Below are 12,944 nucleotides of genomic sequence, written 5' to 3' on the forward strand. Positions count from 1 at the left end.
CATATAATAAAATGCAGGCTGAAAAGACGAACATGCCGTCTTCAGCCGGAAGTCAGGGGAAGAATCTGCCCGGTTGCTGAATATGCGATAACACGCTCGATCATATCTGCCCCATAATATCTTTTCACCTTCTCTTCATCTTCATTTTCTTCAAAGGGCAGCTCAATGGGGGTTGATCCTGATTCAAAAAAGAAATGATACAGGTTTTTCTTTTTTGGCATGTTACCATAAATTTCTTTAAATCTTTGTGCGACTGTATTTAGATCCACGCGAAGGGCCACGGCAGGGTTATTGTTTACATAGGAAAAGGAGGAAATTTGTCCGATTTTTTCAAATAAAAGGATATCTTCGTAAATTTTTAAATACTTTGGGTGAATCGTAATTAATAAGTCGTCCGCGCAAATGGTGTTAATCGCATATGACACTAGGAGACGGTTCCCCAGCATAGGGATATGTTTATTCCCTTTTCGGTATAACGGATGTGATGCCAGGCACCCGACTTCAACAAGGCGGCGCCCCTGGCTTCTTAACTCGTCCACCTGAGGTTTAAATCCAATATCCATGGGAAGGCCTTCTTGTTTATCATCCGGAAATAGGCTTGCAGTATATATGGGCGTTTTTCCAGCCTGATTATCCGTCAAGCAGCCCATAAAGACCCTTGCTTCGGGATTAGAATGGTGCCGGATAATTCTCAATGGGGGAGAGGTAGGTTCAATAAACCCGGCTTTTACATAAACATCATGCAGCAGCCTGAAACAGGACATATACTCTTCGATACTGCATGCCTCACAAAAGGTGATGTCGTCCAGATTGGTTTGAAGATCAGGAAGACGGCCACGGATGATTCTTTTTCTAAAGTACGCCGGCACATAAGGCAACAACAATTTTGTTAATGTATTTGAAATATTCATAACGCTTGAAATGAAAGCAGTTATCATGCCAGTGTAAGGAAATACCCGTTTCAGCGAGTTTAGACATAAATACTTCATGAATAAGAAAAAAAAGTTACGAAAACTACAACAGCAGTTACAAAAATTGCACTGCCTGAGTCGAGTCAGATCATATAGGGTGACAATCAAACTGTTTAACAATATATTCAATAGATATTTAAAACTCTTACATTTTCTTCCAGCGGTTCACTTTTTCGAATGCGGATTCAGCTGTTTTCAATAGTGTTGATACATTCACCGGCTTTTTAAAATAATCCTCAAAGCCGACATCAAGGCATTCCGACAGTTCAAATAAAGAGGCATAGCCGGTAATGGCATAGATAATAGACATGGGCTTAATGCTTTTTACTCTCTTACATAATTCCATACCGTTCATCACCGGCATATTTAAATCAAAAAACATGACCATAATGTTATTCTCTTCGATGATTTTTAATGCATCCCGTGCATTTTCTGCGGTGAAAACCTCATAACCGGCTTTGGTAAATACCTGGGAAAGCAATCTTAAAATGGGGGGTTCGTCATCAACGATTAATATTTTTTTATTTTCCATCATTCTTTCTCCTTGTCTGGGTTGGGGTCTGAGATATTAATAGAAGATGCTGCGTCAAGGTCCAGGATTTCCGAACTTAAATACATTTTTGTTTTGTACTGGGTGATAGCCATCAGCTTATTTGTAATCTCAGCCAGCCGTTGTGCCTGGTCTCTAATTTCCTTAACATTTTCTTCTTGGATTTGTCCATCAGCGATTTCATCAATTAATAATTCTGAAAAACCTAAAATTACCATTAAAGGCTGATTAATTTCGTGGCATATGGCGCCTGCGGTTCGAATCACCGCTGTCAGTTTTTCCTTTTCTATTTTTGCGCGCTCATAGTTCTTTGCGTTTGTAATATCCTCAATTGACAGTAAAACGGCTGTTCTTTTTTGTAATTGAAAGGGTTGGGTCGTTATTCTTAAATGCCTGCGCCCTATGGATTTAAAGGTCATGGATGTTTCAACCTGAAAATGCCCCTTGGTATTTTCAAAGGTATCATTCACTGTCATCCTCAATTTACATTTACTGCACTCTTTCCCAAATCCGCAGCCCTCAGGGGCATCTTCGTGATGAATGCAGCCAAGGGCGGTCCCACCTACAAGCCCGACGAGTTGATTATCCTTCTTATTTACAAATATGCAGACCATTCTGTTGGCCAAAACCAGTTTCAGGTCCGCGTCAATCACCGCGACCGCAATCGGTAAATTGTTAATAACCCGCAGGATATCATCCTTAGAAAACACTGTCGGAACATCCAATATGGTTTCTTTTATTTTAATTTCATTGGACATTGAAACGCCCTTTGCCGTTATTGACTCATACTGGTAGACAGTAAAATAGCCATTTTCGAATCCATGGTTTCAACCAGCGTGCATGTTGCACAGCCATCAAGATCCGTACCGGTAATCATTCCGGGGATGCCGATCTTAAAAGGCAACGTGCATTTTACATTTTTTAAGGCATTCCCGGACACCATATTAAGCATTTCAGACAATGTCCCAAACCGCTTCTCCCAAGTCAGTTCATCTTTGCTTTCGCCCAAAAAATTGGATGCAAGTTCTGCTACCAGTGGTGCCGGTGAAATAAGATCTATATTTCCACAGATATCCCCGGTAAAATTCAACCGACATGCCAATGCTGTATTCAGGTCGATGCCGGACTCATTTAAAATCGTTTCAGGACCTGTTTCAACCGGCATAAAAAACATGGTCTCCATAACTTCAGAAATCGAATTCGTTATCGCTGTCATCAATACTTTCTTCATAATCGGCCTCTCCAATTATACTGACAATTAAATCTCTGAGCGCCTCAGGGGTAAACGGTTTGGTAATATAACCGGCAGCACCGGTATCTATAAATTCTTTAATTTTTGAATCATTTCCCTCGGTTGAAATAACAATAACCGGAATTTCTTTGAACAGTGCTTCGGTCTTTACTGTTTTTAAAAAGCTGAGCCCATTCATTTCGGGCATGTTGTAGTCGGTCATAATCAAATCGACCCACTCTCCTTTGAGTACCGTTAACGCCTCTTTCCCGTTTGAGGCTTCAAGTATCCTGGAACCGCCGTATCCCGCAGCTGCAAGAGATCGTTTCAAAACGGTCCTCATCGGCATTGAATCATCTACAATCAATATTGAATAAGACATTTGCTTCCCTTTAGTTTCATTGAGCCATTTTTAATAAAATTTTCACTTCATGCATGTTGACCCCGAATTCGGCCATAATAGGTTAGCAACCGCCGGCATTGGCGTTAATTCCTTTATTTCACAGATCATGTTCTCCAGTGATGTCATATCTTCACTTCCTTGGATCCTGATGTTTTCAGGAAAATATCCCCCGATGCAATTTCAATTCGAACCGTGCGGTTGATGTTACCTCCCACTTCCTGCTTGTCTATCATCACCCTGTTCTTAAAAAACATTTTTTTTAACGCCAGATAATTGCGTTTTCCGATATTAAAAAAACCATTTTGATCAAGGATTTCAGCACCGCCTGCGACAAATATTTTAATTCTGGGCTTCATTGCGCCCATTGCGTAAGCGGTTTTAAACAGGCGAGGGATGCCGGTATCTGCGAACATGAATGGTTTTTGGACGGCTTTCTCTTTGTCTATGGCGGATTCCGGAAGCATATAGTGAAGAATCCCCCCGACTCTTACGACCGGATCATAAATAACCAGCCCTATGCATGATCCAAGAGAGTAAGTGATCACATCATCTGCGGGATTATTGCTTACTTTCATGTCTGCAACGCCGACAATTTGTTTCATCTATTCGTCCTCATCTCATTTCCTCATCTCATTTTTGCCGTCACAGTCCTTATTTTTTCGAGACAATGGAAAAGATGCCGTGGACATCCAGAATCAGTCCGACTTTTCCGTCAGCCAGAATCGCACCTCCGGCAATACCCCGGATATCATCCATATTCCCGCCAAGATTTTTAATGACATACTCGTCTTTGCCTAAAAGCTCATCAATTAAAAAAGCCCGTCTTTCTTCTTTTGACTCAACAACAACAACCAGGCTTTGTTCGACGGATTTAACATCATTGCTTGTTTTAAAAATTTCATTTAATCGGATTAGAGGAACCAGACGGCCACGATCTTTAATCATCTGACCTTTTCCTTCTACGGTGAAATATTCCCCCGGCCCCGGTCTGAATGCTTTTTGAATAGCGATGGTCGGAATAACATATCTCTCGTCATCAACCCTGACCAGCATACCGTCGATAATGGCCAGTGTCAGAGGAAGAGTGATAATGAATCGAGAGCCGACTCCCTTTTCGGATTCAATATTCAAATGGCCTCGAAATTTTTCAATCCCCGCTTTGACCACATCCATGCCGACCCCCCGACCGGATATATCGGTAATTTGCCTCGCTGTTGAGAATCCGGGCGAAAGAATCAGGCTAAAAACCTGTGCATCCGTCATCTGCTCATCTCCGGTAATCAGTCCGGTGGCAGTCGCCTTTTTAAGGATTTTCGCCCTGTCCAACCCCTTGCCGTCATCCTCAATTTCAATGACAATATTCCCGCCTTTATGATAGGCACGAAGATCAATATTTCCCTGTGGGGGTTTATTATTTGCCGTGCGCTCCTGTATGGATTCAATCCCGTGATCACAGGCATTCCTGATCATATGGACCATGGGCTCATAAAGGGCATCCACCATATTCCTGTCAATTTCGGTTTCTTCTCCGGTCATTGATAAGTTGATCTGTTTGCCCGATTTTCGGGACAAATCTCTTACCAGGCGAATCATTTTCATAAAGGTGGCTTTAATGGGTATCATACGCATGGATATGGCAATATTCTGCATATTGTTTACAATCTGTCCCAATTGTCCAACGGTCTGGCTTAGGGCGGAATTTTTCATAGTTTGCTGTCGCAGCATGGACTGGGCAATGACAAGTTCACCGGCATAATCTACAAGATCGTCCAATTTCTGCGTGCTGACCTTAACTTGGGAGTCCACTCTTTTTTTAACTGCGGATTGTTCCATTAACGCCGAGGCAACCTGAGCCGACGCGATCTTTTTATCTTCGATCAGAATTTCACCAATCTTTTTTTCCGGATGCCTTTTCTGGATTTCCAGTGCTTGGTCAATATCGTGTTTTTTAAGATTGTTTTTTCTGACAAGAATTTCTCCTAAAGGTTCTTTTTCCCCTTTGGTTAAAAAAATCTGGATATTTTTAAGTTTATCTCTCAAGATATCTACATCTATGTGGTCATCCTCTTGCCGATAACCGCTGACAAGCCCCTGTTTTACACTATCAATCAGGTGTTTTAATAAATCTACGGACTCAAGAATTGCATCCGTGGCAGAGTGGTTAATGATAAAATCTCCGCTTCTGGCGCTGTCCAAAAGATTTTCCATATATTGTTTACATCGCTTTGAAATATCATAAAAAGTTGACGGCTTAATATTTGCGGAAATGTCGATAAGATCTTCTACATTACCAATGATCTCTTTTATCTCAGGATCTTTTCCCGGGCATAAACCGGCGATAAGCATTGAAAGCTCATTCAATTTTCTCTCTAACTCGTTGTATTCGCCGTTTTGGGGTTGATCATCGGATTGAAAGCGCTTGCGGACAAATAAAGTGTTGCTCTCTTTTTCACCCATATTTTTCAGTTTCGTGCTGAAGTCTGTAACAACCATCTCAAGATTTGACAATAAGTTGCTTTTCACCCGGGGTCCGTCTTTTATTATGGCATCAACAATGTGTCTGACCTTTAGAATTTGCGCAGCCTCCGACAATAGGTTCTGCGCTTTGCATTGCGCATGTATGCTCTTGAGAATGGGCAGCAGCGTCTTGATCGAGTCCGGTTGAGCCGGGTCGGATAGGATCAATTCTGATGCCAGCCTTTCCGTCGTTGCGATTATATTTTCATAAGACATTGGCTTTTCCAAATTTTAAAAGTCCTTGTGAATTTTTTAGGAAAATCTGCGGCACATGCTGTCAACTTGATGAATTTTTATATAGTTTCATTCAGAAGAAGCGTTTCATTTCCAACACACTTTATAAGAAAGTCCGGGTAACTTGCCAAGATCTTTCAAGCTTTGTTGTGGGCTCTGTCTGGCAGTTGATATGTCAGGGTCAGCCTATGGCTGTTATATTGAGCAACTTGAGAAAAAACGCCTTTTCATATGATATACTGACGCAGAATATATTAAGAAAATCGTAAAATAAAGATTTTTTATCGATATTCACCGTTTGTTGTGTCCGTCAGGATATGGGGGTTAAATTTTTTCGCCGTATTCTTTGCAATTTCAGAATAAACATTCTAAATTGCAAGGCATGATTCCTTGGTGGATTATAAAAATGAAATAATTGCCATGGGCTGGCCTGACATATCAACTGCCAGGCAGAGCCAACAACAAAGCTTGAAAGATCTGAGTAAGTTACGCAGACTTTCTTATAAAAAGATAATAAGGATAAGGCGGTATAAGATATGACAAATCAAAATGGATGGACAAAATCAAGTTGGAAAAATTATACGGCCCTTCAACAACCTAACTGGCCGGATCAAACAGCGTTGGAAAAAGTGACTAAAGATTTGGCGTTGCTGCCGCCGTTGGTTTTTGCAGGGGAAATAAGAACATTGAAGGACCTGTTGGCTAAGGCCTCAAAAGGGGAGGCGTTTCTGCTTCAGGGGGGGGACTGTTCTGAAGATTTTTCCCAAATTACGGCACCCATCATCAGGGAAACCATGAAAGTTTTGCTGCAGATGGCCGTTGTTATGGCCTATGCCGGTGGGAAACCAGCCATAAAAGTGGGCCGGATCGCCGGTCAGTTTGCCAAGCCCCGTTCGTCAGATACGGAAACTGTAAATGGTGTTGAACTCCCGTCTTATCGGGGAGACATGGTTAACAAAAGTGAATTCTCCATCAACGCGCGAACCCCGAATCCTAAATACATGCTCAAAGGATATTATCTGGCCGCCTCCACCCTGAACCTGTTGCGGGCATTTACCCGGGGCGGATTCGCAGCCCTGCACAGAGTGCAGGCCTGGAATCAGGAGTTTGTGGCCCAATCTCCCATGGGACGGTCTTATGACCGTCTGGCCAAGCAGATTGACCAGGCCATCAAATTTATGAATACTATCGGGATAACCACGGATATTCCCCAGATCAATCAAACCCAGATTTTCACCTCCCATGAAGCCCTTTTATTGCCTTATGAAGAGGCATTGACCCGGATTGATTCCACCACCGGGGACTGGTATGATTGTTCGGCACATATGCTTTGGATTGGAGAGCGGACCCGGCAGGTAGACGGGGCTCATGTTGAATTTCTAAGAGGGGTGCTCAATCCGATCGGGGTAAAAATCGGCCCGGATTATGATATTGAAAATATCAAGCAGCTCATTCAAATTCTTAACCCTGAAAATGAACCCGGACGGTTGACCCTGATCACCAGAATGGGCTGTGACGTTATAGAAAAGAAACTGCCCCCCCTGCTTCGTGAGACCAGAAAAGAGGGGTATCATATTGTGTGGAATTGCGACCCCATGCATGCCAATACATATACATCGGAATCCGGACACAAAACCCGGGATTTTAATGATATTTTAAAGGAGATCACCCGGTTTTTTGAAATTCACTGGGCCGAAGGAACGATTCCTGGAGGTGTTCATCTTGAAATGACCGGTAAAAACGTAACCGAATGTGTCGGCGGTGCCAGAAATATTGTCAGTGAGGAACTTCACAATCGATATGATACCACTTGTGATCCGAGACTCAATGCGGAGCAAAGTCTTGAAGTGGCGTTCCAGATCGCTGATATGATCAAGCGCTAAAAGAATCGTATACCTTAAAAATGGAGACATGATCACGAAAACAAAGTTTAAAGCCGGGGCGGTGCAGTTTGATATAAAAAACGGGGATGTCCGGGGTAATCTCTCTGTTGCTCTCGGGCATTTAGGTCATCTGGCTGACCAGGGGGCATGCCTTGGGGTCTGTCCTGAGTTTTTTTTAACCGGGTTTGATAATGAAAATATGGGGCGGCTTATGCCGGCTGTTAAAGAGAGCCTGCAAAGTCTGACTGAATTTGCCCGGACGCGGTCCATGGCCGTTGCAGGCACTCTGCCTGAGCAAAGGGGTGGTCAGATATTCAATACCCTTTATTTCATTGACCGGGATGGTGAGATCCGGGCCCGGTACCGCAAATTGCACCTGTTTCCTTTGACCGGTGAGGATCTGCATTATGCCAGGGGAGATGAGATGGTGACGGCAGACACCAGCCTGGGTCGCGTCGGGATAATGATCTGCTATGACCTGCGATTTCCCGAGCTTGCCCGCCGCCTTTTTCTCGACGGGGCGCGGCTTTTTGTGCTCAGCGCCCAATGGCCCCTTGCCCGGGTGGCACACTGGCAGGCACTGATTCGGGCAAGGGCCATTGAAAATCAGGCCTGGTTTGTCTGCAGTAACCGTGCGGGAACTGATCCTGACGGGCTGGTTTTTCCAGGCACTTCCATGATCGTTGATCCCAACGGGTCCGTTCTTGTTATGGGCGATGATAAACCGGGTATCATCATGGCTGACATTGACATGGACCTGATTGACCTGGTGCGGCAAACCATCCCCGTTGGGCAGGACCGCAGGGGGGATGTCTACGGTTAATATGGTTAATAAAATTGTTACGCTCGATGAGATGTGCCGTCTCTCTCATGAATATACAGAACTTGGCCGGACCGTTGTGTTTACCAACGGTTGCTTTGATATTCTTCATGCGGGCCATGTGGCCTACCTTGAAAAAGCAAAATCATTCGGGGATGTGCTTGTACTGGGCCTGAACTCCGATGCCTCCGTCCGACAGATCAAAGGCGATCTTCGGCCGGTGATCTGTCAGGCCCAGCGGGCGCGCGTGGTAGCTGCCTTAAGCTGTGTGGATCATGTGGTACTGTTTGATGCGCCGGATCCTAATGATTTGATCCGGGGTATTATTCCCCATGTCCTGGTCAAGGGGGCGGACTGGCCCGAGGATAAAATTATCGGGGCCGAGTTTGTCAAAGGATGCGGCGGGCGCGTGGCACGGGTGGCATTTGAGGAAGATATCTCCACGTCAAAAATCATTGAACGCATTGGAAAACGATTTTATGGCGGTGCCTAGGCCTTTGACATTTGCTCATTTGGACCTCTTCCCTGGGCTGGTCCATGGCGTTTTTCCCAGGACCGAAGGATACAGCAAGGGTCCCTTTCTCGGATTGAATGTCGGATTGAGCACCGGAGATGACCCTGATATTGTAAACCAAAACAGGGCGTTGATGCTGTCATCCATAGGCCTGACCCGGGTTCTGTTTTTAAATCAGGTGCACGGCAGTGACGTTGCTGTACTCAAATCGGAAGAAGATGCGGCAGGCGCTCTCTGGGAAGGGCAGGGGGCAATACCTTCTAAAATATTTAAAGCCGATGCGGCTGTGACAAACCTTAAAGGGGTAGGGCTTGCGATCCAGGTGGCAGACTGCCAGGCCGTAGTTCTGTACGACCCGCAAAAAGAGCTGATTGCCAATGTCCATTCCGGCTGGCGGGGCAGTGTGGCAGATATTATAGGCTGCTGCATTAATACCATGGTTACACAGTTCGGGTGCAGCCCTGTAAGCATCCGGGCGGGCATTTCTCCCTCCCTTGGCCCTTGTTGTGCACAATTTATTAATTATAAGCAGGAAATTCCCAAAGCATTGTGGCAATATAAAAAGAAGGATCGCCCCTATTTTGATTTCTGGCAGATCTCCCGGGATCAGCTTGGGGCCCACGGTGTGTTGGATAAAAATATTGAAAACATGCGGCTTTGCACCCGGTGCCGTACGGATCTGTTTTACTCCTTCAGGGCAAATAAGGCCACCGGACGCTTTGCCGCAGTGATTGCACTTAAGATTTAAGGATGCCAGACAATGGATAAATCCAAACATTTTTTTTTAACCCGCACGGTAAAAGCAGCTGGTTGAGCTGCCAAACTGGATCCAGGGGCCCTGGATAAAATCGTGTCAAAACTTGAACTGCCGTCCCATCCGGATTTGATCATCGGGCTTGAATGCCCGGATGACGCGGGTGTGTTCCGCCTCTCCGATGAGACTGCCATTGTCCAGACCCTTGATTTTTTAACGCCTGTGGCTGATGACCCCTATGAGTTCGGTCAGATTGCCGCGGCCAATTCTTTGTCCGATGTTTATGCCATGGGTGGCACACCCATTACGGCTATGAATATTGTCTGTTTTCCGTCATGCGATCTTGACGCAGGCATCCTTCCCCGGATTCTCGAAGGCGGACTTGATAAAATTAAAGAATCGGGCGCAATCCTTGTGGGCGGCCATTCCGTGGATGATCCCGAAATCAAATATGGGCTGTCGGTAACCGGCATCGTGCACCCGGACCGGGTCTGGGCAAACAGCCGCGCAAAGGAGGGGGATGCCGTTATTTTGACCAAACCCATCGGCACGGGTATTATTTCCACGGCGCTCAAAGGCGGACTTGCATCCGAGGACCAGGTCAGGCAGGCTGTAAAAACGATGGCCACCCTGAATAAAAATGCGGCCCTGATCGCTAAAGAGTTTAATGTTCATGCCTGTACTGATGTTACAGGCTTTGGGCTTGGCGGGCATTTGATTGAAGCGGCTAAAGGTGCGGGTGTGCGTATTGAAATTTATACGGAAAAGATCGGGGTGCTGGACGGCGTAATGGAGTTTGCGGCGATGGGCCTGCTTCCGGGCGGTACCCATAAAAATAAAAGTTTTTTTGCCCCGCATGTCCGCGTGGCACAAGGAACAGATCGGATGCGAAGTGATTTAATGTTCGACCCCCAGACATCCGGTGGGCTTTTGCTTTTTATGGCCCAGGATCAAGCTGTGCAATGCGTGGATATTATGGAAAAAAAAGGCATTCCGGCAAAATTGATCGGAAGGGTTAAAGGGCCGTATACCAACGGATTCCTTGATATTATATAAAACGTTTTTTCACGTTGACTTCATCCTGATCATATGATATTTGCTCTCAGGATAATTTGAAAACCAAGAGCTGCCGGGTGACCGGCAACCAAGCTGCCGGTGAAAGGTTGATTAAAATGGCAGACAACGATAAAGGAAAGACCTTTCGTGAGCTGGGATATTTTGCAAGTCTTGGCATATCCGTGGCTCTGGCCATTGTCATAGGACTGGCACTGGGATACTGGCTGGATACAATTTTTGGTACAAAACCGGTTCTTTTGCTGGTGGGGCTTGGGTTCGGCATAGCAGCCGGGTTCAGCAACATTATCAGAGCTGGAAAAAAAGCAGAAAAATTTAATGGATGAACTTGAGAAAATAGTAAACTTTATCACACGGACTAACTGGCTTCTGTTTCTGGGGTCAAGTCTTGTGGCATTGCTTATATTCTCCCCCAAAGTGTATATCGGGGTTTTTCTGGGCGGTCTGATTGTGACAATCAACTTCCATGTTCTCAAAAATACAGTGACCAAAAATTTCAACCAAAAGCGGGTGCTTGAAAAGGGAAAATCTCTGATCGGTGCGCTTCTGGTTAAATATTATCTGCGTTTTGCACTGACGGCAGTGATTATATTTCTGCTGATCGCAAAGCGCAGTGTACATCCGGTAGGGCTTCTGGCGGGCCTTTCCGTAGTAGTGGCAAGCACGTTTATAGCAGCGGCAATTGAATTAACCAAGATAATATTCAGGGAGGCGGTTTAAGGTGGAACACCCATATCTATTTCTTACTTCGTTGTTTGGTTCGTTTGGTCTGGAACATTGGGCAGGGGCCCATGCGCATGTCACTTACATGTGGCTTGCAATGATTATTCTCGTTATTCTTGGCTGGATTGGCGGCAAAAGTGTCACCCTCGTGCCCAAGAGCGTTCAGAATGTTTTTGAGGTAATCATCTCCGGGCTTGAAGAGTTTATGGTTGGTATTACCGGAGAAGAGGGAAGAGATTCCGCTCCTCTGCTGCTCACTATTTTCCTGTTTGTCCTGTTAGGTAACCTGTTCGGCCTGGTTCCCGGATTCTATCCGCCCACAGCATCCATTAACACCACTGTTGCCTTGGCCATCATTGCCGTGTCCTGGAGCCATATCATCGGCATCAAGAAACATGGTGTAAAATATATTAAACATTTCCTGGGACCCGTACCGGTACTTATGCCGCTTTTCTTTATCATTGAAGTCATCGGTCACTTGGCACGCGTACTCTCCCTGACTTTGCGTCTCTTCGGTAATATGATGGGTCATGAGCTGGTGGTAGGCATCCTTCTGATGCTGGCCGGCCCTTTTCTGATACCCCTTCCCATCATGGCAATGGGTATTCTTGTATCTTTGATTCAGGCCATAGTATTCTTCCTGCTGCCGACGATGTACATCGCAGGCGCCATTGAAGAAGCCCACTAAACTTGATGAATACAAAAAATAAGCCTTTTTACGGGATTTTGGAAGAAGCCCGTTCATTTATAATACTTTATTAAAAGGAGTAAATCTCATGGAATTTCTCGTTGGTAGTGTCTGGGCAGCAGCTTTTGCCATTGGTGTCGCTGCATTTGGTTGCGGCATTGCGCAGGGTCTGGGTTTGAATGGTGCCATGGCTGGTATCGCAAGAAACCCTGAAGCAGCTGGTAAAATCCAGGTGAACATGCTGATCGGTCTTGCCCTGATCGAATCTCTGTGTATCTATGCTTTGGTTGTTGCGATGATCCTTCTGTTTGTTCATCCTGCAATCGGTCCTGCTGTTGCTACACTTGGCGGACATTAATACGCAGCTGTTCAACGATACATTCGTTTAAAAACGGGTGTCTCCTTATGGAGACGCCCGTTTTGTTTTTTCTTGCATCAACACGGGGGACCTGATATTATTTCATGTATGAGAATTCCATAGATTTCCAGCCGATACCCGGAGAAAATACCGAGGAAGGACGGGTTCGCCATTTGTTCCGGGTGGCGATCTCTTTAAAATATTATATACGAGCAAAATTGGGC

Annotated in this window: 16 protein-coding genes; 9 read left to right on the forward strand and 7 right to left on the reverse strand. The window is 45.2% G+C overall.

Annotation, left to right across the window (positions count from 1 at the left end):
• Window positions 1-41 precede the first annotated feature (41 nt).
• From DESPODRAFT_RS09470 to DESPODRAFT_RS09500, 7 genes are all read right to left on the reverse strand, one after another.
• Entirely contained in the window at window positions 42-911 is an 870-nt protein-coding gene (locus DESPODRAFT_RS09470) for an N-acyl amino acid synthase FeeM domain-containing protein (RefSeq protein WP_040015925.1), read from the reverse strand.
• A gap of 205 nt (window positions 912-1,116) precedes the next feature.
• Window positions 1,117-1,506: a response regulator gene (locus tag DESPODRAFT_RS09475; RefSeq protein ID WP_004073133.1), complete on the reverse strand. Its 390-nt coding sequence runs from the start codon at window positions 1,504-1,506 to the stop codon at window positions 1,117-1,119.
• A complete protein-coding gene (locus DESPODRAFT_RS21040; RefSeq protein ID WP_245531882.1) occupies window positions 1,503-1,991 on the reverse strand; it encodes a histidine kinase dimerization/phospho-acceptor domain-containing protein in 489 nt (162 codons plus the stop codon). Before DESPODRAFT_RS21040 ends, DESPODRAFT_RS09475 begins: the two co-directional genes overlap by 4 nt.
• 305 nt (window positions 1,992-2,296) lie before the next feature.
• Window positions 2,297-2,752 (reverse strand): chemotaxis protein CheX, encoded by a 456-nt coding sequence (locus DESPODRAFT_RS09485; protein WP_004073138.1) that lies wholly within the window; start codon window positions 2,750-2,752, stop codon window positions 2,297-2,299.
• Entirely contained in the window at window positions 2,709-3,134 is a 426-nt protein-coding gene (locus DESPODRAFT_RS09490) for a response regulator (protein WP_004073140.1), read from the reverse strand. Before DESPODRAFT_RS09490 ends, DESPODRAFT_RS09485 begins: the two co-directional genes overlap by 44 nt.
• A gap of 143 nt (window positions 3,135-3,277) precedes the next feature.
• Entirely contained in the window at window positions 3,278-3,757 is a 480-nt protein-coding gene (locus DESPODRAFT_RS09495) for a chemotaxis protein CheD (RefSeq protein ID WP_004073141.1), read from the reverse strand.
• A 49-nt stretch (window positions 3,758-3,806) separates the two neighbouring features.
• Window positions 3,807-5,888 carry a chemotaxis protein CheA gene (locus DESPODRAFT_RS09500; protein WP_004073144.1) on the reverse strand — a complete coding sequence of 694 codons (2,082 nt, stop codon included), beginning with the start codon at window positions 5,886-5,888 and terminating at the stop codon, window positions 3,807-3,809.
• A 554-nt stretch (window positions 5,889-6,442) separates the two neighbouring features.
• Between DESPODRAFT_RS09500 and DESPODRAFT_RS09505 the strand changes: the two genes are divergently transcribed.
• From DESPODRAFT_RS09505 to atpE, 9 genes are all read left to right on the forward strand, one after another.
• Window positions 6,443-7,789 carry a class II 3-deoxy-7-phosphoheptulonate synthase gene (locus DESPODRAFT_RS09505; RefSeq protein ID WP_004073146.1) on the forward strand — a complete coding sequence of 449 codons (1,347 nt, stop codon included), beginning with the start codon at window positions 6,443-6,445 and terminating at the stop codon, window positions 7,787-7,789.
• Window positions 7,790-7,817: 28 nt separating this feature from the next.
• Entirely contained in the window at window positions 7,818-8,612 is a 795-nt protein-coding gene (locus DESPODRAFT_RS09510; protein ID WP_004073148.1) for a carbon-nitrogen family hydrolase, read from the forward strand.
• Window positions 8,599-9,102, forward strand: coding sequence for a D-glycero-beta-D-manno-heptose 1-phosphate adenylyltransferase (gene rfaE2, locus DESPODRAFT_RS09515; protein ID WP_004073150.1), 504 nt, complete (start codon window positions 8,599-8,601; stop codon window positions 9,100-9,102). Before DESPODRAFT_RS09510 ends, rfaE2 begins: the two co-directional genes overlap by 14 nt.
• The gene (pgeF, locus tag DESPODRAFT_RS09520) at window positions 9,089-9,871 is read left to right on the forward strand and encodes a peptidoglycan editing factor PgeF (RefSeq protein WP_004073152.1); all 783 of its coding nucleotides are present in this window, start codon (window positions 9,089-9,091) and stop codon (window positions 9,869-9,871) included. The genes rfaE2 and pgeF overlap by 14 nt, the downstream gene beginning before the upstream one ends.
• A gap of 12 nt (window positions 9,872-9,883) precedes the next feature.
• Window positions 9,884-10,933, forward strand: a complete 1,050-nt coding sequence (gene selD / locus DESPODRAFT_RS09525) for a selenide, water dikinase SelD (RefSeq protein WP_083843564.1) — start codon at window positions 9,884-9,886, stop codon at window positions 10,931-10,933.
• Window positions 10,934-10,989: 56 nt separating this feature from the next.
• Window positions 10,990-11,277 carry an AtpZ/AtpI family protein gene (locus tag DESPODRAFT_RS09530; protein WP_004073156.1) on the forward strand — a complete coding sequence of 96 codons (288 nt, stop codon included), beginning with the start codon at window positions 10,990-10,992 and terminating at the stop codon, window positions 11,275-11,277.
• On the forward strand, window positions 11,270-11,671 hold the full coding sequence (locus DESPODRAFT_RS09535) for an ATP synthase subunit I (protein WP_004073158.1): 402 nt from the start codon (window positions 11,270-11,272) through the stop codon (window positions 11,669-11,671). The genes DESPODRAFT_RS09530 and DESPODRAFT_RS09535 overlap by 8 nt, the downstream gene beginning before the upstream one ends.
• 1 nt (window position 11,672) lies before the next feature.
• The gene (gene atpB, locus DESPODRAFT_RS09540; RefSeq protein ID WP_004073165.1) at window positions 11,673-12,362 is read left to right on the forward strand and encodes a F0F1 ATP synthase subunit A; all 690 of its coding nucleotides are present in this window, start codon (window positions 11,673-11,675) and stop codon (window positions 12,360-12,362) included.
• Window positions 12,363-12,450: 88 nt separating this feature from the next.
• Window positions 12,451-12,720 (forward strand): ATP synthase F0 subunit C, encoded by a 270-nt coding sequence (gene atpE, locus DESPODRAFT_RS09545; protein WP_004073167.1) that lies wholly within the window; start codon window positions 12,451-12,453, stop codon window positions 12,718-12,720.
• The last annotated feature ends 224 nt before the right edge of the window (window positions 12,721-12,944 follow it).

It is taken from the genome of Desulfobacter postgatei 2ac9 (genome assembly GCF_000233695.2).
Lineage (GTDB): Bacteria > Desulfobacterota > Desulfobacteria > Desulfobacterales > Desulfobacteraceae > Desulfobacter > Desulfobacter postgatei.